The organism is Paraburkholderia sp. JPY465 (genome assembly GCF_050436725.1).
GTDB lineage: Bacteria > Pseudomonadota > Gammaproteobacteria > Burkholderiales > Burkholderiaceae > Paraburkholderia > Paraburkholderia youngii.
The window spans coordinates 55706-76419 of the sequence record NZ_JBNDMT010000006.1; the positions used below are offsets into that span (position 1 = coordinate 55706).

The 20714-nt window shown below is 61.8% G+C and carries 16 protein-coding genes and 1 pseudogene; 10 read left to right on the forward strand and 7 right to left on the reverse strand.

From position 1 onward, the window contains the following. Positions 1-356: 356 nt before the first annotated feature. Positions 357-1562: a GNAT family N-acetyltransferase gene (locus QFZ94_RS33540; RefSeq protein WP_429462291.1), complete on the reverse strand. Its 1206-nt coding sequence runs from the start codon at positions 1560-1562 to the stop codon at positions 357-359. A gap of 513 nt (positions 1563-2075) precedes the next feature. Here QFZ94_RS33540 and QFZ94_RS33545 point away from each other — a divergent pair. Next, positions 2076-2300, forward strand: a complete 225-nt coding sequence (locus tag QFZ94_RS33545; protein WP_429462293.1) for a hypothetical protein — start codon at positions 2076-2078, stop codon at positions 2298-2300. A gap of 32 nt (positions 2301-2332) precedes the next feature. Beyond that, on the forward strand, positions 2333-3163 hold the full coding sequence (locus QFZ94_RS33550; protein ID WP_368581627.1) for a CmcJ/NvfI family oxidoreductase: 831 nt from the start codon (positions 2333-2335) through the stop codon (positions 3161-3163). Positions 3164-3260: 97 nt separating this feature from the next. Here QFZ94_RS33550 and QFZ94_RS33555 read toward each other — a convergent pair whose 3' ends face one another. Both QFZ94_RS33555 and QFZ94_RS33560 read right to left on the reverse strand, forming a co-directional pair. Then, positions 3261-4697 carry an LLM class flavin-dependent oxidoreductase gene (locus QFZ94_RS33555; protein WP_429462296.1) on the reverse strand — a complete coding sequence of 479 codons (1437 nt, stop codon included), beginning with the start codon at positions 4695-4697 and terminating at the stop codon, positions 3261-3263. Positions 4698-4702: 5 nt separating this feature from the next. Further along, complete coding sequence (locus tag QFZ94_RS33560) at positions 4703-5944, reverse strand: acyl-CoA dehydrogenase family protein (protein ID WP_429462299.1); 1242 nt, start codon at positions 5942-5944, stop codon at positions 4703-4705. A 280-nt stretch (positions 5945-6224) separates the two neighbouring features. On the opposite strand from QFZ94_RS33560, the gene QFZ94_RS33565 reads away from it, so the two are divergent. The 6 genes from QFZ94_RS33565 to QFZ94_RS33590 all read left to right on the forward strand — a co-directional run bounded on the left by QFZ94_RS33565 (position 6225) and on the right by QFZ94_RS33590 (position 14647). Beyond that, on the forward strand, positions 6225-7724 hold the full coding sequence (locus tag QFZ94_RS33565) for a sugar ABC transporter ATP-binding protein (RefSeq protein WP_429462301.1): 1500 nt from the start codon (positions 6225-6227) through the stop codon (positions 7722-7724). After that, positions 7721-8776, forward strand: coding sequence for an ABC transporter permease (locus QFZ94_RS33570; RefSeq protein WP_429462303.1), 1056 nt, complete (start codon positions 7721-7723; stop codon positions 8774-8776). The genes QFZ94_RS33565 and QFZ94_RS33570 overlap by 4 nt, the downstream gene beginning before the upstream one ends. Before the next feature lie 110 nt (positions 8777-8886). Then, positions 8887-10122: an SfnB family sulfur acquisition oxidoreductase gene (locus tag QFZ94_RS33575; protein WP_429462305.1), complete on the forward strand. Its 1236-nt coding sequence runs from the start codon at positions 8887-8889 to the stop codon at positions 10120-10122. Positions 10123-10160: 38 nt separating this feature from the next. Next, a complete protein-coding gene (locus QFZ94_RS33580) occupies positions 10161-11231 on the forward strand; it encodes a substrate-binding domain-containing protein (RefSeq protein ID WP_429462307.1) in 1071 nt (356 codons plus the stop codon). A 965-nt stretch (positions 11232-12196) separates the two neighbouring features. Next, positions 12197-13747 carry a hypothetical protein gene (locus tag QFZ94_RS33585; RefSeq protein ID WP_429462309.1) on the forward strand — a complete coding sequence of 517 codons (1551 nt, stop codon included), beginning with the start codon at positions 12197-12199 and terminating at the stop codon, positions 13745-13747. Positions 13748-13954: 207 nt separating this feature from the next. Continuing rightward, the gene (locus QFZ94_RS33590; RefSeq protein WP_429462312.1) at positions 13955-14647 is read left to right on the forward strand and encodes a phosphatase PAP2 family protein; all 693 of its coding nucleotides are present in this window, start codon (positions 13955-13957) and stop codon (positions 14645-14647) included. A gap of 56 nt (positions 14648-14703) precedes the next feature. Here the strand turns inward: QFZ94_RS33590 and QFZ94_RS33595 are convergent, their stop codons facing one another. The 4 genes and pseudogenes from QFZ94_RS33595 to QFZ94_RS33610 all read right to left on the reverse strand — a co-directional run bounded on the left by QFZ94_RS33595 (position 14704) and on the right by QFZ94_RS33610 (position 19339). Continuing rightward, the gene (locus QFZ94_RS33595; protein ID WP_429462314.1) at positions 14704-15663 is read right to left on the reverse strand and encodes an ABC transporter permease; all 960 of its coding nucleotides are present in this window, start codon (positions 15661-15663) and stop codon (positions 14704-14706) included. After that, the gene (locus QFZ94_RS33600) at positions 15656-16720 is read right to left on the reverse strand and encodes an ABC transporter permease (protein ID WP_429462317.1); all 1065 of its coding nucleotides are present in this window, start codon (positions 16718-16720) and stop codon (positions 15656-15658) included. The genes QFZ94_RS33595 and QFZ94_RS33600 overlap by 8 nt, the downstream gene beginning before the upstream one ends. Beyond that, positions 16717-18308: pseudogene (locus QFZ94_RS33605) on the reverse strand (sugar ABC transporter ATP-binding protein). Before QFZ94_RS33605 ends, QFZ94_RS33600 begins: the two are co-directional and overlap by 4 nt. Then, a complete protein-coding gene (locus QFZ94_RS33610) occupies positions 18305-19339 on the reverse strand; it encodes a sugar ABC transporter substrate-binding protein (protein ID WP_429462320.1) in 1035 nt (344 codons plus the stop codon). The pseudogene QFZ94_RS33605 and the gene QFZ94_RS33610 overlap by 4 nt, the downstream one beginning before the upstream one ends. 204 nt (positions 19340-19543) lie before the next feature. On the opposite strand from QFZ94_RS33610, the gene QFZ94_RS33615 reads away from it, so the two are divergent. Together QFZ94_RS33615 and QFZ94_RS33620 are read left to right on the forward strand one after the other, a co-directional pair. After that, positions 19544-19750, forward strand: a complete 207-nt coding sequence (locus QFZ94_RS33615; RefSeq protein WP_429462322.1) for a DUF7713 domain-containing protein — start codon at positions 19544-19546, stop codon at positions 19748-19750. A gap of 129 nt (positions 19751-19879) precedes the next feature. Then, positions 19880-20233, forward strand: coding sequence for a hypothetical protein (locus QFZ94_RS33620; RefSeq protein WP_429462324.1), 354 nt, complete (start codon positions 19880-19882; stop codon positions 20231-20233). Positions 20234-20714 lie beyond the last annotated feature (481 nt).

Here is a 20714-nt window from a genome sequence, read left to right on the forward strand (position 1 = left end):
CAGCATCGCTCGATCGCGCAAACCTTTCAGAACGTCATCGCCTGCTTCCTCGACGAATGGCTATCAGCGCAAGCCTCTCGACGCGTTGGCTATCGACATGGCTCTTTAGGCGAGTTCGTGTTTTCGACCGCTCAGGCAGACACATAGGCGGTGCCGCGGCAGACAAAAGAACACACAACACAAACTGCAACAGCACCGACATGGATCTTGACGCGTGAAAACTCCGACAGCAAACCATTGAATTTCGGCGTGTGGACCGCGAACCGGAGGCGATGCCAGGCTCGCGCAGCAGCTGACGGTCACGTAGGCCGCGGTCCGCGGCCTGATGGATTGCTTCGAGCAGATATCAAAGCGCTTCAGAGCGGTTGGTTGTCTTTTTTGAACGGAGAGTATTCCGGCGCGTCTTCATGCTGGATCAGTCGCAGCAAAGGGCTGATCGCCCGGTTCAGCAAAGGCTGGCGGTGGCGCACCCAAACCTGCATCGGCTCCGGCCGGCAGCCGATGCGGGCTTTGGGTGCGAGCGCCGTTCTGCCGAAAGAGACGCGTCGGCAACCGAAATCGATTGCCTGCGTCAGCGACGCATGCAGAAGGCGTAGATAAAGCGGCACGCCATAGGTAGCAGCTTCGCGATCGAAACCGATGTGCCAGACGACCGCCGTGTCCGCGTCCTTGAGCGTGACAACGAAGCCATAAATATGGCTACCCTTGACCGCGACGTGGAAAACGATTCTTGCGCCGGCGGCTGCCGCTAACGCTGGCCAGTATTCCTGATCCAGCATAAATGGCCGCAACCTGGCATTGGTGTGGGTCTGCAGGTAAAGATCTTGCAGATGTCCAGTAACCGACGCCACGTCGTCAAGACGTTCCATCCGGAACCCAGCCGCATCGAACGGTTTGTAGATCTGGGACTTGACCGCATTGCGGTACTTGGAAGCAAGATTGGCAAGATAGTCAGCGTGGGTATGGACGCCTTCGGGTAGCGTCAGCACCATGTTGGGTTCGGTTTCGACGGCGGAATAGCTGAGTTTGCCGAGGCAGGCGCTGGGTTCCTTGTCGGCTTCGAGAATGTCCTTAACCACAATAAGGTTGGTCTGTCCGTCCAGCTTTTCGCATCGCCGGGTACGATACAGTGCGTCCGCCACGGCGGGCCACAGTTCCGCAGGAGTACTGCCGGGCGCGAAACAAACGCCGTGCTGCCCGTAACTGAGCAGGTTGCCGCAGACAAGAATACGCTCGGTGAGCGGCACTTTGAGTTTGCGCTTGCCTGGTTCACCGAAGTGCTCGAGGCTTACCTGGACGATTTGCATGCAAACTGCGGCTCGCGGTCCGTCGTCATCCGAGATCAAGGCGTAGCGCGGCTCCAGATTGGCCGGACCGGCCACTTCGATCATTTGCAGGTATTCAGGCGAAAAATAAAAGCTTTGCGCAGCAGTGACTGTGCGCCAATCCTCCACGTTAAGCTGTCGCAGGCGATGCGCAATAGCGATTTGAAAGCCGCTGGCGCGACGCAGTTGCTTGCGCAGTTGCAGGCGGGTGTTCAGTTGCTTTGGAAGTAGTTTCATTGCGAAGGGGCCCTGGACGACCGGCAAACTGGCACCCGAGCAATCTTACAACCGCTTTGGTCCCGCTGGCGAGGTGTCCCGATGTCGTCGTAAGTCACGCTTCTGAGCCGCCCACGCTGTTGCATCTGCTGACATCGTTGTGCGGATCAATTCGTTTTCAACGGCTTTTGATCGAACTACGATGTGCGCTTGATTCGTTCAAGAGGCATTCGTGAGCGGCCCAAAAAGCCACCCTTGCGACGCCCAAATAAGCGTTTTGCACATTGATAGCGTGGCGGAAGGAATGTGCAAATCGTGTAGAGCATCGGTGCATCCGACGCACCGACGCGCCTTGGGAAGCAGACTGCGCGTCGGCTTTCGTCGGCGGGTGTGCCGCTGCGCAGACGCGCCACGCGCTTCGAACGGCCAGCCTATACAAGGTCCAAACGTTGCAAAGCAAAGCACAAATGCTTGTTTGTGCATTGCCACTTCACTGACTAGATTCAACTGTTGCCATGAGCAGGAGGGCGCATCATGTCGATGAGCCTCGCATCGTTTTGCCGTCTGGCCGTGCTTCATCCGTTCGAATTCGTGCGTCAGCGCGCGCAGGCGCGGCCTGTGCCGTCTGTACCAGAGCATACGTGGAAGGACGATCCTGAGCGCCTCGAACGCATTGCCCGCTATGCGCGCGCCGGCTACTTCAACATCACAGTCACATCCGATTCGTGTCAGATCATCGGCGAAATAGCGCCGGACTGAATTCGTTCACTCGCAGGCAAGGAGCGCAACTAATGAGCGATGTCGTCATTGAACAGCCGGCCGTCGTCGAAGCCGCCTTGAACTATCTCGTCGCGACGGGGGAAAAGCCCGCTACCTACGCTTATGAGCCGCCTGCTGGCGTGCCGCAGCGCAGTGGCGTGTATCGGACGCAGCGTGTGAATATCGTCAATGCGCGGGTTTCGCCGCCGCCGGGTGGTTTATCGTTGGACCGCAACGGTTTCGAGTTGCGGCAGCACGCGAGCGCGCTCCGCGATTTCACGGACCCTGCTGCGATAGAACGCATTTACTATCCCGAGTCGGAGGCGCTGCTAAGGCGCTGGACGGGCGCGACGCGCGCCGTCATCTTCGATCACACGATTCGCGATGGCCATGCGGCGCGTCCAGGCAACGTGCGCGAGCCGGTCAAGTTCATTCACAACGACCAGACCTTCGTATCGGGTCCGCGCCGCGTGCGCGATCACCTGCCGCCGCACGAAGCGGAAGAACTGCTCAAAGGCAGGGTGGCGATCGTCAACCTGTGGCGTCCGATCGGATCGACGGTCGAATCGTCGCCGCTGGCGTTGTGCGATGCGCGCAGTATCGCGCCGACTGATCTGGTGCCGGCGGATCTGATCTATCAGGACAAAGTCGGCGAGACCTATGCGTTCGTGTACAACCCGAAGCACCGCTGGTACTACTTTCCGCTGATGAAGCCGGAAGAAGTCCTGCTCCTGAAAATCTACGATTCCGCTGGCGACGGTGTCGCGCGGCTGACAGCACATACGGCATTCGATGATCCGTCGTCGCCGCCGGACGCAAGACCGCGTCGGAGTATCGAACTGCGCACGCTATTGTTCTTCTGATGCTTGCCGAAGCGTGCACGGGCAAGATCGCATAAGCGCTTGGCACGGCCGGATAGACGCAGGAATGTGAACAGCGGTATGACGGGCCGTAACGCGCTTACCTCACCGCATGGGGTTCGGCAAGGGTGGGCGTTGCCGTGACCGGCTGCACCTGTTGCGACTCGCGCTTGACCCGCTCGATATCGCGAAAGCGGGTAGCCGGATGCGTCTGCGGCAGACGCGCACCGTCGCCGAACAGCTTCTCGCGCAGCGTGCCGGGCGTGTACGCGGTCGGGTACACGCCACGGCGCTGCAACTCCGGCACGAGGTAATGGACGACGTCTTCGAACGTTTCGTGCGCGATGGCATACGCAAGATTGAATCCGTCAACGCCGGTCGCCTCGACCCATTGCTGCAGGATGTCCGCCACCGTCGAAGGTGAGCCGACGAATACAGGACCCATGCCGCCGACGCCGCCCCAGATCGCGAGTTCCTCGATGGTCCATGCCTTGTCGCCCCCTGACAGATGTTCGACGGCCGAGACGATGGCGTTGGTTTCGACGCGTCTCACGAGATCGGTGGGCGCGTACTGGCCGAAGTCGATACCCGTCCATCCCGACATGAACACGAGCGACCCGTCATACGACACATAGCGCTTGTACTCTTCGAACTTCGCCTGCGCCTTCGCATCCGTTTCATCGACGATCACGGTGACGAGGTTGTAGATAAGCAGCTTGTCCGGATCGCGGCCTGCTTCCGCTGCCTGGCGTCGCACATCGCTCACGTAGTTTTTCAGCACGGCTTGCGTCGGCGCGGCGACGAACACGCATTCGGCGTGCTGCGCAGCGAATGCCTTACCCGGACCCGATGCACCCGCCTGAAAGAGCACCGGCGTGCGCTGCGCAGAAGGCTCGCAAAGGTGATAGCCGGGCACTTCGAAGTACTTGCCCTTGTGGCCGATTTCGTGGACCTTCTCCGGGTTTGTGAACACGCGCTTCTCGCGGTCGCGGACAACCGCGCCGTCTTCCCAGCTTCCTTCCAGAAGCTTGTACAAGACTTCGACGTATTCCGTCGCGACTTCATAGCGATTGCCGTGATCGCGCAATCCGCCTTCGCTGATGTTCTTCGCGCCGCTCTCCAGATACGACGTGACGATATTCCACGCGAGCCGGCCCTTCGTCAGATGATCGGCGGTCGAGAGGCGGCGCGCGAAGGTATACGGATGCTCGAAGCTCGTCGACGCCGTGATGCCGATGCCAAGGTGCTCGGTGACCATCGCAATCGGCGCGGCGAGTTGCAGCGGATCGTTGACGGGAATCTGCGCGGCCTGATGCAGCGCGTGATAGTTGTTGCCTTTGTAGACGTCGTAATAGCCGATCACGTCGGCGATAAAGATGCCGTCGAAAATACCTTTCTCCAATACCTTCGCGAGATCCGTCCAGTATTCGAGATCCTTGTATTGCCAGGAGCGGTCGCGCGGATGCGCCCACAAGCCCGGCGACTGATGACCGACGCAATTCATCTCGAATGCATTGAAGCGAATGGGTTTGGTCATGACGCTCACTTGCTCCCTCGGCCGGGGCCGTTGCCGATACTCCAGATAAACGGCGGCTCCTTGCCGTTAATCACCCAGTCGCCGACGATGCGCGCCTTGTAGACGAGGGGATTGTGCGACGACACGGTGCGCGCGTTGCGCCAGTGACGATCGAGCGCCTGCGTGGTGCTGGTCGCCGACGCACCGAGCGCATTGAACAGATGCGTCGCCGCGCGCAATACGAGGTCCGACACGACCAGCTGGCTCTGCGCCGATTCGAGTTCCGCATCGACGTTGGCGCGATGCTGCGCTTCGGCATCGTTGGAAAAACGGGCTTCGTACGCGCGTTGCAAAGGCTGCGCCGCCTGCCCGGTCAGCGCCTGTGCCGCATAGGCCCATGAGGCGATTTCGCCCGCCACCTGCTGGATCTGCGCGTCTTCGCTCACGTGCGGCGCGTTGCCGTGGCTATAGATGCGCTTGCGCTGCCGCACCAGCGTGCCGACGTCGCGCGTAATGGCCGCACCGATGCCCGCCAGTGTGGCGACATGCACCAACTGATAAAACGCGGTCTGATACTTGAAGCGCCGCTCGAACGCAATGATGTTATGGGCATCGACCGAGGCATTGGTGAATACCGTCGTGCCGCTGCCCGTGGTTGTCTGGCCGAACCCGTCCCAGTCGTCCTTGCGTGACACACCGGGTTGATTCGTGCTGACGGCGGCGATTACGTCGGCGCCGTCTTCCTCGCGTTTCGCGAGCACGTCGATCCACTCGGCAAAGATGCTACCTGTGCTGTAGTACTTCGAGCCATTCAGCACGTACTGGCCATCGCGTCGGGATACCCTGGTCGACAGCGTGCCGACGGCGACGTCGCCCACTTCGGACCACGCGCTGCCCACCAGTTGTCCGCTCACGAAACGGTCGAACCAGGTGTTGCGCGCGGTGCCGGGCGGCACATTCAGCCAGTCTTCGACGAAAGCGAAGTGCGCGCGCAACGCCTGCGGCAGATTCGAATCGGCCGCAGCGAGTTCGATCAGAAGACGAAACAGTTGCGGCAGCGACGCACCGGCACCGCCATGCGCGACCGGTATCCGCACTGCGCCGAAGCCCGCGTCCTTGAGCCAGCCAATCGCTTCATGCGGCAATTCGCGCGAACGGTCGCGCTGTGCCGCGCCCTCGGCGATCCGCTCGAAGATTGGGCGAAAGCGATTGGCGAGTGATTCGTAGTCGGTTCCGACGGAGAGATCGGCGGCGTTCGATGAGGTCATGCACATCCTTTGAAAAGGCAGTAGCGAAGCCCACGACGCGGGTTGAGCGCTGGACAATGGCGAGTATAAAAATCACCGCTCGCCGCACGTAAATAACGGATTGGCAGATCGTTATCCGTATGGCGACTAATGTCGGCGCGATAGCGGTGGTATGACTGCGGGGACAGAAAATGCCATCAAGCGGTTGAGAATACTAAGCATATGAATAGCGATTCGTTTGCGGCATGGACGAGCTTGTCTAGCATGAACGGTCATGCATCCAGAAGCGATCCTCCCTGCAATGAATCAGCCTGTCCTGAAGGCCGTCTCCATCACGAAGCGATTCGGCGCGACGACTGCGCTGACCCATCTCGACCTCGACATCCGTGCGGGAGAAGTGGTTGCGTTGATGGGCGCGAACGGCGCTGGCAAATCGACGCTCGTCAAGATAATCAGCGGCGTCTACGGAGCGGATAGCGGTGCGCTGACTTTGCGCGGCGAAACCTTCGCGCCTTCGTCGCCGCAGCAGGCCAAACGGCTTGGCGTCGCGACCGTGCATCAGAGCACCGCCGATGCCGTGGTACCGGCCTTATCTATTGCGGATAACCTGTTGCTCGATCAGCTTTGCGATGCGGCGTCTGCGTGGCGTATGACGCCAGCGGTGCGCGTCGATGCCGCGCGGCCACTTGCGCTGCGCGTCGGACTTGAAGTCGACCTGTCTGCGCCGTTGCATACGCTGTCGCTGGCAGGGCAGCAACTTGTGACCCTGGCGCGTGCATTGGCCAGCAATCCGTCGTTGCTGATTCTCGATGAGCCTACGGCGAGTCTTTCTGCGCCCGAAGCGGAGCGGCTTTTCGCCTTGATCGAGCGTTTGCGTGCCGACGGCGCGGCGATCTTGCTGGTGTCTCACCGGCTAGGTGACCTGCGCCGCATCGCGGACCGCGTGACCGTCATGCGCGATGGCCGCATCGTGGCGGATCTGCGTCCGCCCATCGATTTCGACGCCGCGGTAGAAACGATGATCGGCCATGCACTGCCCGCCGATCGCGCTGCACCGCACGACAGCGGCACATCCAGCAACGTGGTGTTCAGCGCGCGCGATCTGAAGCTGACGCCAGCCTCGATACCTTTCGATCTGGACGTCGAAGAAGGCAAGATCGTGGCTATCGCAGGCCCCATCGGCGGCGGAAAATCGCGTCTCGCGCGCGTCATCTTTGGCGAAACGCGCGCCGTGCAAGGCGACATGCAGTTGCTCGGCCAGCCATGGCGACCGCGCTCGCCCGCTGACGCGATTCGCGCGGGTGTCTACCTCGCGGGAGAGGACCGCTGGCGCTCGTCGCTCTTTCCGGACAGCGTGCCGTTCGCATCGATCGCGGGCACGCTCAGTTTTCCATTTTTGTCACGCTGGCATAAGGGCGGCTTCGTGCGTCGTGAGACGGAGCGGGCGGCGGCCGGCGAGGCGATTGCCGCATTCGGCGTGCGCTGCACGGGACCGGACGACCGGCTGTCGCGTCTGTCGGGCGGCAATCAGCAAAAGGTCGTGCTCGCGCGTTGGCACGCGGAACCATCGAAGCTGTTGCTGCTCGACGAACCGTTTCAGGGCGTCGATGCAGGCGCGCGCGCCGACATCGTGGCACTGCTGCGCAAGCGTGCGGCGGGGCGTGCCACGCTGGTGTTCGTCAGCGATCTCGAAGAAGCGTTCGAAATCGCCGATCGCGTCGTGCATTTCGATCGCGGTACGACACTCGAGCGCGCGGCTCCCGCCGATTCTCTTTCTTTTGTTGCTCTCCCTCATTCATGAAATCCACCACCCCGTCCGTGACGACGAACGTCCCTGCCGAATCGACGGCGCGCCCGCGCTCGGGCAGTCTGCGCGAGCATCTGGAACGCACGGGCATCCTGCTGGTGCTGGCCGTGCTGATCGTCGTGTTCGCGGTGCGCGAGCCGGCCTTTCTGAACGTCGACAATCTGCTGAGCATTCTGCAGGCCGTTTCGATCGTCGCGCTGCTGGGCATAGGCGTCACGATCACGCTGGCGGCAGGCGGCTTCGATCTCTCGGTAGGCAGCGTCGCTGCAACCGCGCAAATGGTCGCGAGCTATGTGCTGATCGTATGGCATGGCGGAGCGTGGAGCGCCGTGCTGGCCTGTCTGGCATTCGGCGTGGTCGCGGGCCTGTTCAATGGTGTGCTTATCACACGTCTGCGCGTGCCCGACCAGCTTGCCACGCTCGGCACGCTGTTCCTGCTGGCGGGTCTGCAATTGATTCCGACAGGCGGGCGTTCGCTTGCGACGGGCACCGTGCTGCCCGACGGCACGGAAGCGACGGGCAGCTTTCCCGATCTGTTTCTCGCGCTGGGGCGTTCGCGCCTGTTGGACATCGTGCCGCTGCCTGTTCTGCTGCTGGCGGCGTTGACGGCGGTGGCGTGCTTCGTCATGGAGGCGACGCGCTGGGGCCGGGTGATCTATGCGATCGGCGGCAACGAAACGGCCGCGCGCCTCGCCGGCGCGCCGACGGCTCGCTATCGCATCGCGGCCTATGTCGCGTCATCGACGATTGCCGCGTTGGGCGGTGTGCTGATTGCGGCACGCGTCGGCCGGGGCGATGTGAGCGCGGGGCATTCGTTGCTGCTCGACGCCGTCGCGGCGGCGCTGGTCGGCTACGCGGTATGGGGCGCGAAGCGGCCCAACGTGCTCGGCACGGTGGTGGGCGCGGTGTTCGTCGGCGTGCTGCTCAACGGCCTGACCATGCTGAACGCGCCGTACTACATGCAGGACTTCATCAAGGGCGTGCTGCTCGTGTTTGCATTGGCTTTCACATTCAGTGTCGGCTCGCGTTCGGGTGCGCGCGTGTGAGACGAGAAAACCATCCGCGCATCGACGTCATATCTAATTTCGAATCGCTCAGTTTGTGTTCGTGACGAGCGTTGCTAGATTGTGCCAATCGTCATCAAAGGGAGACATTCATGGCCGAAACCGACGTAGCCGATCAACAGCAGACGGACGCGCATGCCCGCGCGGTGCGGGTGATCGCCGACGATGCGCAAGCCATTGCCGTCGCGCATGAGCTGGCGCGGCGTATTGCGGCGGGTGCATCCGAGCGCGATCGCGAGCGCCGGTTGCCGCGCGAAGAAATCGAGTGGTTCTCGCAATCGGGGCTGTGGGGCATCACGGTGCCGAAGGCGTATGGCGGCGCGGGTGTGTCGTTCGTCACGCTGACGGAGGTCATCAAGATCGTCTCTGCGGCCGACCCGTCGCTTGGCCAGTTGCCGCAGAATCATTTCGGCCTGGTCGATGTGATCGTGTTGACAGGCACCGAAGAACAAAAGCGCTATTTCTTTGCGGAAATCCTGGCGGGCAAGCGCTTCGGCAACGGCTTCTCCGAAAAGGGCACGAAGAACGTGCTCGATCTCAGGACCACGGTGCGGCGCGATGGCGACGACTATGTGATCGACGGCACGAAGTTCTATTCGACAGGGGCACTATTCGCGCACTACGTGCCCGTGCTTGGCCTCGATGAAGAACGCAAAGCGTGGCTCGCGTATATCCCCAAGGGCACGGCGGGCCTTGAAGTCATCGACGACTGGTCCGGCTTTGGCCAGCGTACGACGGCAAGCGGTACGGTCATGCTGGAAGACGTGCGCGTGCCGGCGTCGCATGTGCTGCCTGCGCAGCGCGTTTCCGACGAACCAACACTCAATGGCCCCGTGTCGCAGATCATTCAGGCTGCCATCGACGCAGGCATCGCGAAAGCCGCCATCGCCGATACGCTCGAATTCGTTCGCACGCGCACGCGACCGTGGGTCGACAGCGGTGTCGACAAGGCCAGCGACGATCCGCTTACGCTGCGTGAAATCGGCCGCCTGCACGTCCAGCTGCATGCCGCCGAAGCCCTGCTCGAACGCGCTGCACGCGCGCTCGACGAACTCTCGGCCAAAGGCGCGACCACGGCAGACGATGTCGCGCGTGCCTCGGTCGCCGTCGGCGAGGCAAAAGTATTGACGACCGAAATCGCGCTGCTGGCCGGCGAAAAGCTCTTCGAACTGGCCGGCACCCAGTCGACCCTAAGCGAACACAACTTCGACCGTCACTGGCGCAACGCGCGCACGCATACGCTGCACGATCCCGTCCGATGGAAGTATCACCTCGTCGGCAACTACTATCTGAACGGCGTGAAACCGGCACGTCACGCATGGAACTGACGCTGCCAGTAATCAGGCATCAAACAAGGGGACTTTCGATGAAATCGCTGTTTCAAAGCCGTTCGATCTGGGTGCGTGCGCTGGGCGCACTGACGTTGTGCTCGGCTGCCGTGCTGTCTGCCGTATCCGCACATTGCGAGCCGCTCATAGGCGCACCGGCGCCGTTCGACAAGGGCGGTGTGCGGATCGCGCTCGTCAACTATCTGTCGACGGGTGACTTCTTCCAGGCTTACGAAGCGGGCGCGCAGAAGCAGGCGAGGGCGCTAGGTGTCGACTTGCGCATCTACGAGGGCCGCCAGGATGCGTCGGAGCAGCGCGAGCAGATCCAGCAGGCAATCAGCCTGGGTGTCTCGGCGATCATCGTCAATCACGGCTTGCCGGAGTCGCTGAAAGACGTCGTGCAGCGTGCGCTGGACAAGGGCGTCAAGGTCGTCGCGTTCGACGTGGATCTCGCCAATCCGAAGGTGCCGCAAATCGAGCAGAGCGATCACGATCTCGCGTCGCTGTTGCTCGATCAGGCTGTGAAGGACAACGGCGACGCGTTCGCAGCGGGTTACGTGTATGTCGCGGGCTTCGCGCCGCTCGACAGGCGTGACGCGGTGTGGCGCGACTTCAAGCGCGCGCATCCGAACGTGCAGGAGAAGGCGCGTTGGGGCACGGTGGATAACCCGATCGCGCAGTCCGTTGCGAATCAGGCGTCGGCCGCGTACCGCGCGCATCCGGAGATCCGCGTCGTGTTCGCACCGTACGACGAATTTGCGCGCGGCGCCAAACTGGCCGCTGACGAAGCCAGGCTGTCGTCGAAGCTGCGCATCTACAGTGCGGACATTTCGACTGCCGATATCGAAGCGATCCGCGCGCCAGGCAGCGCCTGGGTGGCGACAGCGGCGACCAATCCCGCCGTGGTCGGCGCCGTGTCGGTACGTGCGGCGGCCTTGCTGGTGGCAGGACAGGACCCGGGTCATCACATCGCGGTAAAGCCGACGCTGATCACGCGCGACGATCTGTTGAAGAACGACATCAAAACGATTGCGGATCTTGGCGAGAAATTCCCTGCCTTCCGTTCGAGTGATGCGGCCACCGCTGCGTGGATTCCTGCCGCGCAGTAAGCTGCGAGAAGCGTGACAAAGGCTGGCAGTGTCGAGGCGTCACTTCGAACCGGTGCAAGAAGGCGGCGTACAACGCGCGGTACTTACGCTCCACACAGTCACCGGCTCGCAAAACCGTTATCCACGAGGACCTTCTAACGGTCTCCTCATCCCGCGCGCAGCGCGTCGGCCAGTCGATCAGCAGCGCATCGTCAGGACGCGGCTCCGCTTTCGAACGTGGCCAGTTGCTGGCCCATAGACAACGCTCCGGGTAACGCTCGGCCGTCGATACACCGGTTTGACGTGGCTACTCGGCGAAGTCTCTTCGAAAACAGGCCGCGCGCGTGGTACGAAGGCCCTGCGTATCAGGAAGTCGCGCAGCACCGTTTCAAGGGCGCGCGCTATCGTGCGAAGGCGTATGACGAAATGCAAGGACGTCTGGACCCGTGGGGCTTAGCGGGCCCAGGCCCTCGACGCGGGAGGAGGCCTCTGTGTGCTGTCGGCGAGTCGTCATACGGCAAACCGCGCTTCTCGAATCCACCGCCTTGAATAGCAGATTCTTGTCGTGCGTGGTCGTCTCTACATGTCTCGTTCGGTTTGCCGCGCAGGAAGAGGCCGAACTGTCATACCAGCGAACGGCACAGCCGACGACGACGTTGGTGACCGGCGACGGATAAACCGATTTCGTCTGCTTTATCGCTTCATTTTTCCCGCGCCTGTCCAGGAACCTCCGTGCCTTCGTGAGCGAGCGCAAAGGAATGTCTTGAGCTTTGTGTGAGGTGACGAACAAATGGTTACAGTGGCGCGCGTATACTCGTCAAAAAAATGACATATAGCACGATGAGATCGAAAGCCGGCCACGGATTTAGCTACGCGACATCTTCCGTAAGCAATGTGCATTTCGTATAACCCAACAAATCGAGAATACCTTGCGTGGAGGGTTCCAGATCAACCTTCCGAGGTTTTTGATGACTATCAGAAGCCCGATGAACACTGGCATTTCTCCTTTGCGTCTGTGGAGTGTGTGGCTGATTGCGGCCGTGGTTGCGTCGATGCCATTCTTCGTCACGCCGTATCCTCCTCTTGGGCAACACTTTTACAATATCGTCCGGCTCGATATCCTTTCTCATCCGGCATCGTATGCAAGAAATTTTGTCGTTCGGTGGGAAGCCGTGCCCGACCTTGCCATGGACCTCGCCCTACCGTGGTTCACGAAACTGATACCGGTAGAATGGGCTGCCTGGCTGTTTACCCTCGTCGAACTCGCGCTATTGACGTCGGGTTGCCTCGTGTTGAGCCGTGTTGCCAATGGCCGTTGGTCGTGGTTACCGTTTATCAGCTTCCTGCTGCTCTATAACTGGATACTCATACGCGGCTACGATAACTTTCTGTTTGGTCTCGGGATTTCCTTTTGGGCGATCGCTGCGCACGTGACGTTGCGCCGGGCCACCCTCGCGCGGGTCCTCGTTTCGTGCTTCAGTGCCCTTGTCATTTATTTTTGCCATCTGTTTCCGCTTGCCGTTTTCGCTCTGGTTGTCGGCACGTGGGAACTTGGTTGTCTTCTTCGAGAGGGGAAGGTCTCGATTCATTCACTGGCTCGTCACGCGGCCGCGAGTCTGGTTCCGTTGCTGCTCCCCCTTGCACTGTTGATCCACAGCAGCACCGGCGGCCTTCATGGGTCAACCCATTTCGGCGTTACCCACGTACTTTCGAAGCTCGCTCTTTGCATCGATGTCTTTTCAGTGGGCAATCGTGCGGGCGATGTGGCTATCGTGGCTGGTCTGAGCCTGTTCGTGGTCATTGGTCTGGTTCTGAAATGGTGGACGTGCCAGCCAGAATTCCGGATAACCGTCTTTTCGCTTCCGCTGGTAGTCCTGCTCGCACCGTTTGACGCGTTTGCTTCGTACGGTGTGATAGAGCGATGCGCGATCAGCTTCGCGTTTTTGCTGACTGCGCTGGTTGGCGTACGACATTCGGTGGCGCCACGTCTCCAGGGAGTCGGCGCACTCGGTCTCACGCTTGTCTTTGTTTTCCGGATCGTGACCGTAACTGAGGATTGGCAGGTCGGCAGTCCTGTCATTCAGACTTACCGCACCACGTTCGCGTCGTTGAAGGCTGGTTCCGTCTTGTTCCAGTACAAGCAGGACACCGCCGACCGCTCTCCATGGAAGGACCCCTACCGCTGGAACCCATATTTGGACAAGGTGGTGGCGCTCGCAACAGTGAATGGCGTTCTCGTGCCCGATTTGTATCTCAAAGCGGGCCAGCAACCCGTGCTTTACCGGAGCGAGAACGTAGCATTGAGGGAGTTCCAGGACGACAGCTCTACCCGAAAACCGAATGTCCTGGCAAATGGCGACATGTTGCGCGCGTGGTCCACTGAGCTGCTGGATCGTTTTCCTGACCTTAGAAGCCGGTTCACGACGGTCTATCTTGCGGTACTTGACCCGTACCGGCGCTTACCCGAGACGCTTGATGGATGGCAACTCGTTGCGACGTTACCTGAACATCGGCTCTATGAACTGCGTCCCCGTTGAGTTCAAATATCGACCGCAGACGACCATGACGCACGAGAGTCAGACGGACTAGACAATGCATCGATCGACGGGGCGCATCAAGGAGGCTGTCGTTATTGCTTATCGTCGTCGGTTGCAACGTCTTTGGTTCAAGGCTTTGCCGACGACAGAGCCCGATACGAGCTAGTCGCATCGGAAATTGGCTTTGTCCGATTTTCTTACAAGACTATGAATAGCTTCGATTCGTCTATCGAGACATATCTGTCCTCCCTCCACTTCGGTTATCTCGCGGCCAAAACCATAGAGGTCATTGCCGACCTCTACACCTTCAAAGGGCTCGTACTCATACCGTTGCTGTGGTGGATGTGGTTTCAGCCAGATGAGCGTCGAGAATGGCGGCGAGAAATGGTGCTCACAACGCTTTTCAGCGGTCTTCTTGCGCTCCTCGTCGGAAGATTGCTGGCTCACTGGTTACCGTTCAGAGCGCGCCCTGTCTTTAGCGGCGAACTGCATCTGCACTTTGCGGGTCACGTCATCGAGGACGCACAGCTGTCGAATTGGAGTTCCTTCCCAAGCGACCACGCGATGTTATGGATGGCGGTCGCCACTGGCATCTTCCTCGTGTGGCGGGGCATCGGCGTGCTGGCGATTCTCTATGTGGTGCTGGTCATTTGCCTGCCGCGTGCCTATCTTGGCTTTCATTACCCGACCGACTTGCTGGCGGGCGCGCTCGTGGGTGCCGGAATCACCTATCTGATGACGCGAGACGCGATTCGCGTGCGCTGCGCCACTCCGGCGCTGCGATGGATGGAGCGTTACCCGGGACCATCAGCGATGCTGGCCTTTATCGTGTGCCTCGAACTCGCCACGCAGTTCGACGAGCTACGCATGCTGACGGGCAGTGTGATCAAACACCTATGAATCAAACATGGCTGCGTGGGCTGGGCCATACCGACTCCTGATTCGTCCGCCGAACACTAGGCCTGTTGCTCGCTCCGCGATGCGAAGCTGAACGCCAGCACCGCGAAGATCAGCACGCCCGTGGCGACCTGCTGCCAGTAGAAGTTCCAGCCGATCAGCAACAGCCCGTTTGCCACGAGGCTCAGCAGCAGCACGCCGAGTAGCGTGCCGGGCACATTGGGCCGCCGCGCGCGCGACAGCGTTGTGCCGATGAAGGTCGCGCCGATCGCGTTGAGCAGGTAGCCGTTGCCAGCTTGCGGCACATAGGCTTTCACCATCGATGACAGCAGCAGGCCCACCACGCCATAGACCAGCGCGCCCGCCACGAAAGTTGCGACTACAATGATCGCAACCGGCAGGCCGGAGTAACGAGCGACGCCCGGTTGCGTGCCGAGTGCGGCACTGTAGCGGCCGAACACCGAATGCGCGAGCGACACGTGTACGACTAGCGCGAGCGCCGCCACGATCCACAAGGGCACCGGTACGCCGGCGCACGTGCCGTGCGCCAGCGCGCCGAACAGCGGCGGCAACGGGAGGCCGAGCAGGTAGACGGGCTGACCGCCATCGGTCGCAAGCTGCTGCAGAGTCTGCCCGATGAAGAGCGTGCCGAGCGTCGCCAGAAATGGTGCGATGCCGAGGGCCGCCACCAGCATGCCGTTGAACGCGCCCACCAGCAGCGCTGCGCCGAGCGCGGCGAGGGCGGCCAGCGGTACCCCCACGTGATGTGCGCTCAAAAGGACGAAAACGAGGCTGCTCACGTCGATAGCCGCGCCAAGCGACAGGTCGACGGCGCCGATCGATAGCGCAAGGGTCATGCCGAGCGCAGCAATCGCCAGCAGCGCGAAATCGTTGAGCAGCACATTACCTAGATTGCGGGGCTGCGCAAAACCTGGCGAGCACACCGCGAAGAATAGGCTGACGGCGACCAGCGCGCCCGGCAGCGAAAAGCGCTGGATGTGCACGAGCCGATCAGTCATGAGCATGCGTTCCGAGGTGACGGCGACGCAGCAGCGCCGTGGTGGAGACGACGAACAGAATCAGCGCTCCTTCCACGCCGTTGACCCAGTAACTGGAGACGTTGTCGAGCTGAAACCCGTTGCTGACGACGCCGAGGAAGAGCACGGCCAGTAGCGTGCCCGGCATCGTCGGCAGCATGCGGCGCGAGAAAACCACCCCGAGCAGCGCCGCTGCCACGACGGCCAGCAGGTTTTCGCTCGCGCCCGGCGAACTGCCGCTCAGGAGCGCCGACGACGCAAGCGCGGCGAGCGCCGCCGCGAAGCCGCCGAGCATGTAGCTTGCGGCCGCATAAGCGCGCACATTCAATCCCGCCGCGCGGGCTGCCTGGGCGTCTTCCCCGCACGCGCGCAGGCGCAGCCCAAATGGCGTGTAGTGCACCAGCAGAGTGACGAGCACGGCGACGGCGAGCAACGCTGTCGCAAGATGCGGGATACCTGATGCGCCTTCACCGATCAGGAAGGCGAGCAGCGGGGAAGTAGCCGGCACCGAGGTGTTCTGCGTGAGCACGAGTTCGAGGCCCGCGCAAAGGTTCATCGTCGTGAGCGTGGCAAGCAGCGGCAGGATGCGCAGGCCGAGCACCGCGAAGGCGTTGAGCGCGCCGATCGTCACGCCTGCCGCGAGCGCGAGGCCGACCGCGCCCGCGCTCGACACACCCGCACGCAGTGCCACCGCATGAGCAGCCGCGCATAGACCCATGTTCGCGGCGATCGACAGATCCAGTCCACCCTTGATCGAGTCCGCGCCGCCGCCGATCAGCACTGCGGTCAGACCGAACCCGAGCACGCCGAGCACGGCCGACTGCTGCAAGATATTGGCGAGATTGGCGAGCGTGAGAAAGAGCGGGGAGGTCGCCGCGAAAACCGCGAACACCAGTGCGAAGGCCAGCACGGCGCCGCCGCGCAGCCAGAATTGCGCGCGAGGGGCGTCTGGCTGGGGCGTCGCCGAACCGGCGCGATCTCCGGCAAGATCGTCGTTGCCCCGCAGCGCATCCAGGCGCTCGATCACCTTGCCGATCATGCTGCATTCTCCTGTTTCGGCGCGCTTTCTTCGCGCGACCGCGCGAGCGTGGCCCACGCGAGCAGGTCCTGGGTATTGGCAGCGTGCGAGGGCACGTTCTGGACGATCGCGCCACGCGCAAGCACGAGTACGCGGTCGGTCACATCGAGCAGTTCGTGCAGGTCGCTGGAGAAAATCAGCACGGCCGCGCCTTCAGCCACGAGGGCATCGATGAGGCGATAAATGTCCGCTTTCGCGCCGACGTCCACACCGACTGTCGGCTCGTCGAGGATATAGATAGCCGCGCCGTCGACTGTCTTGCGGCCGAGCCACTTGCCGAGCGCGACCTTCTGCTGGTTACCGCCCGAGAGATGGCGCACAGGCGCGTGCGGGCCAGGCGTGCGCACGCCGAGCGTGTCGATCAGTGCACATGCTGATGCCGTCTCGCGGCGCGTATTCAACACGCCAAAGCGGCTGAAGCGCGCGAGGCTCGGCAGTGAAAGGTTGTCGCGCACGGACAGTGCAGTCGCGACGCCCTGGCGGCGTCGATCCTCAGGCACGAAAGCGATGCCCTGGCGCACTGCGTCGGCCGGTCCGGGCGGCGCAAGCGCACGGGCTTGCCGCGCACACGCAATTCGCCACGGACTCCGCGCTCCAGGCCGAACAGGCTGCGCACCAGCGGCTTGCCGCCCGAACCGACCAGCCCCGTTACGCCCAGCACTTCGCCCCGCCTTAGCGCGAAGGACAAAGGCCCGAAGCGTCCCGTGGCGCAGAGATCTCGTACTTCAAGCACGACCTCCCGGGGCGATGCGGTTTCACGGCGCGAACGCGCCGCAGGCTGTGTGCCGATCATCGCCGAGACAAGCACGTCGACAGGCGTGTCGCGCGCATCGACGTGCGCCACATCGACGCCATCGCGTAACACCGTCACCTGGTCGCACAGCGAGGCGATCTCGTTCAGATAGTGCGAGACATAGAGGATCGTGAGTCCGCGTGCACGGAGGCGATCAATGGTCTGCAACAGGCGCTCGACCTCGCGGCTCACGAGCGCGGCGGTCGGCTCATCGAACACGAGGATGCGCGGCGTGCGCATGAGCGCGCGCGTGATCTGTACGATCTGCTGCTCTGCGACGCTCAATTCGCCGATCAGACGCTCCGGTGGCAACGCGATGTCGAAATGCACGGCCAGCGCCTCGTTCGCGCGGCGGCGCATGCGGCGCAAATCGAGCGGCAGCAGGGCGCGCAGACGGCGCACGCCGGGCACGGCTACTGGCTCGTCACCGAGCGCGAGCGCTTCGGCCACCGTGAATGTCGGTGAGAGCAGACGCTCCTGGTGAATGAAGGCAATCTCGCTGCGCACTCCCGCGCCAATCTCAACGCCATCGACCTTAATCTCGCCCGCGTCCGCTCGCTCGAGCCCCGCGAGAATCTTGATGAGCGTGGATTTTCCTGCGCCGTTCTGGCCAATCAGTCCATGCACCGTGCCCCGCGCGGCGCTCAACGATGCGCCACGCAGCGCCTGCACGCCGCCGTACTGCTTCGAGAGAGCGCGCAGTTCGAGTGCGGGCGCAACGGCTGCGGCCCGCTTGCCGTTGAGCGGCTCACTCATTTCGAGGCGAACTGGCCGGACTGTGCGGACTGACCGAGCGTCTTCTGCACTTCGGCAGCGTTGTCCTTGGTCACGAGAATCGACGGGACGTAAGTGTAGGGCGGCAGATTGCGCTCGCCACCGAGATAGCGCGCGACATTGTCGACGGCGGTCTTGCCGATCAGCGCGGGCTGCTGCGCCACCACGGCGGCAGCGCTCGAGTTCGGATCCTTGACTAGCGACACCACGTCCGGACTGCCGTCGACGGCATAGGTGCGAATCTCGCTGCGATGCGCGGCGTCGACGGCCTGGGTCGCCCCCACCTGCGGCACGTCCCACGCGGCCCAGATCGCCGAGATTTGCCCCTTGGGGTATTTCGTGAGCAACTGGCTCACCTGCGCATAGGCGCTCTGCACGGTGTTGGGAATCACATCGCGCAATTCAGGCTCGATGATGTGCACCTTCGGGTAATACTTGAGCACGGCCTTCAACTGGTCGTAACGGATCGCGCACACGGGCACGCCGTAGAAGCCGTTGAATACGAGTATGTTGCCTTCGCCATGGATGTCGTTGACGAGTTTGAGCGCCAGTTGTTCGCCGATGAAAAAATTGTCCGATGTGGTGGCGTTGAGGCTCGACGGGGACGCCGTATCGATGGTGAACAGCGGGATGCCGGCCTGGCGAATTTTTTGCAACCACGGCTCCAGCACGGTCGCGGTACCGAGCTGCTCGATGATGGCGTCGGGCTTCTGCGCGATGAGCGTCTGTATCTGCGCGATCTGGCGATTGTCGTTACGGCCCGCGTCAAGCGCGATCGGCGTGCCGCCCAGACGCTTCACCTCGTCGATGGCGCCTTGATAGGCTTTCAGATCCCAGTAGTGGTCCGTGCCCACCGCCGTAATACCTATGCGCTTGCCTTTGAGCGAAGGTACATCGGCATCACCTTGGGCGTGGGCTACGGCGTTGAATCCTGTCAATACGCCGAGGGCGATGGCAAGCGCGGCAGCGGCGCGTTTGATCGGAGCGATGGAGCGGGTTGTCTCGCTGTTCATGTCGTAGTCGATTCGTTGTCCAGGCTTTCGCCGTGTGAAGGGGGAAGTCGCACTGTGCTGCGAATCTAAACCGCATGGACGGAGAAGGTAAAACATCGAATTGAGCTAAGGATAGTTGGCACTGGATGGAATACTTTCCGGGGAAACGCTGTGGAAGCCGGGCGCCAGGTGTTGGGGGCTTAACATGGTAGTCGCGCGCTGTCGGTGAGGCGCATCGCTATTCATGAACGCCGGATTATCGACAGCACGGTCCGTGGGCGTATCGGACGGGACGAGTCGCAGGCAGGGTACCTGCCGCTTGTGGCGATCGACGGTAAGAAGGTCTCGTGGAACGAGCTTGGGCGAATGCTCATGAGCATGGAAGGACGGTATTTCCGGCTCGATATCGCTGATCCGAGCGAAGAGCTTTGAATTGCAACGCCGACGCTGCGGAATAGGCCCCGAACGTTGGCTCGGATACGGTATTCCAGCCCGGCCGCTCGAACGTGGCAACGCTAGCGGGGCAGAGCTATGGTCGCAGTCATACACGACGATCTTGCGATGGCCTTTGACTTCGTCAGTTACGGAGGTCCAATGGAGCATAACGCGTATGTCTCGCTCGATACGGGCAAGATCTGGTGGACTTCCGATTCCAGTGACGCGTTCGACGAGGAGCTCCCGGACAATCTTGAAACTTCAGATACTTATCTTGCGATACCGCATAAGAACGAGTTTGATCTCGGAGGAGATCACGCGCTGCGCTTTGTCGCGCAGGAGTTGCGTGCGCGTTACGAGCAGGTCGAGGGATTCTTCCGGCAGCAGGGGGCCTGTGCGCGTTTCAAAGGTTTGCTCGAGCGTGAAGCCGTTCCGAGCGTTGGTATTCGTTGGAGGCCGATGCTGACGAAAGCGTGTTGATGCAATGGTGTGCCGAAAAGGGGCTTGAGCTGGTTGAGACGTGACGGACGGCGCTGTTTCAACGCCGAATCTTTGCGCTGGATGCGCGGCTGTCTGGTCAGGCGACGCGATGCTCGGAGAGGCGGAGGGACTGGCTTGACGAACTGGCGAATATGAATCTGGATGAATCTGGAGTCAGAGGACGGGTGCCTCGGGATCATCCGCGATCTGGACGTCCTCGCTGAGCAGTTGGTCACGGTAACCGGTTCACGGATGCCGGGATCGAGGTGTTCAAGGAACTGATTGCTCAAGCGAAGCGACAGTCTGGCGCGACGTGCAGCGCGGTTAGATGGGCGACGTAGGGCAGGAGACTGCGTCTCGTGCGCCCGAACATACTCAATAGCCCCGGGGCGGATGGATGCGCAGCAGCGGCTCGAAAAAGCTCGGGTGCGTACAAGTCCCGGCAGACAAGGGCGTCATCGCACGCACCATGTATCGCGCA

Excerpts from the sequence above, each read along its gene's own strand:
- QFZ94_RS33560 (WP_429462299.1), bottom strand. The coding sequence starts at position 5,944 with ATGACCTCATCGAACGCCGCCGATCTCTCCGTCGGAACCGACTACGAA.
- QFZ94_RS33590 (WP_429462312.1), top strand. The coding sequence starts at position 13,955 with ATGAATAGCTTCGATTCGTCTATCGAGACATATCTGTCCTCCCTCCAC.
- QFZ94_RS33585 (WP_429462309.1), top strand. The coding sequence starts at position 12,197 with ATGAACACTGGCATTTCTCCTTTGCGTCTGTGGAGTGTGTGGCTGATT.
- QFZ94_RS33565 (WP_429462301.1), top strand. The coding sequence starts at position 6,225 with ATGAATCAGCCTGTCCTGAAGGCCGTCTCCATCACGAAGCGATTCGGC.
- QFZ94_RS33540 (WP_429462291.1), bottom strand. The coding sequence starts at position 1,562 with ATGAAACTACTTCCAAAGCAACTGAACACCCGCCTGCAACTGCGCAAG.
- QFZ94_RS33620 (WP_429462324.1), top strand. The coding sequence starts at position 19,880 with ATGGCCTTTGACTTCGTCAGTTACGGAGGTCCAATGGAGCATAACGCG.
- QFZ94_RS33575 (WP_429462305.1), top strand. The coding sequence starts at position 8,887 with ATGGCCGAAACCGACGTAGCCGATCAACAGCAGACGGACGCGCATGCC.
- QFZ94_RS33570 (WP_429462303.1), top strand. The coding sequence starts at position 7,721 with ATGAAATCCACCACCCCGTCCGTGACGACGAACGTCCCTGCCGAATCG.
- QFZ94_RS33600 (WP_429462317.1), bottom strand. The coding sequence starts at position 16,720 with ATGATCGGCAAGGTGATCGAGCGCCTGGATGCGCTGCGGGGCAACGAC.
- QFZ94_RS33550 (WP_368581627.1), top strand. The coding sequence starts at position 2,333 with ATGAGCGATGTCGTCATTGAACAGCCGGCCGTCGTCGAAGCCGCCTTG.
- QFZ94_RS33610 (WP_429462320.1), bottom strand. The coding sequence starts at position 19,339 with ATGAACAGCGAGACAACCCGCTCCATCGCTCCGATCAAACGCGCCGCT.
- QFZ94_RS33595 (WP_429462314.1), bottom strand. The coding sequence starts at position 15,663 with ATGACTGATCGGCTCGTGCACATCCAGCGCTTTTCGCTGCCGGGCGCG.
- QFZ94_RS33580 (WP_429462307.1), top strand. The coding sequence starts at position 10,161 with ATGAAATCGCTGTTTCAAAGCCGTTCGATCTGGGTGCGTGCGCTGGGC.
- QFZ94_RS33545 (WP_429462293.1), top strand. The coding sequence starts at position 2,076 with ATGTCGATGAGCCTCGCATCGTTTTGCCGTCTGGCCGTGCTTCATCCG.
- QFZ94_RS33555 (WP_429462296.1), bottom strand. The coding sequence starts at position 4,697 with ATGACCAAACCCATTCGCTTCAATGCATTCGAGATGAATTGCGTCGGT.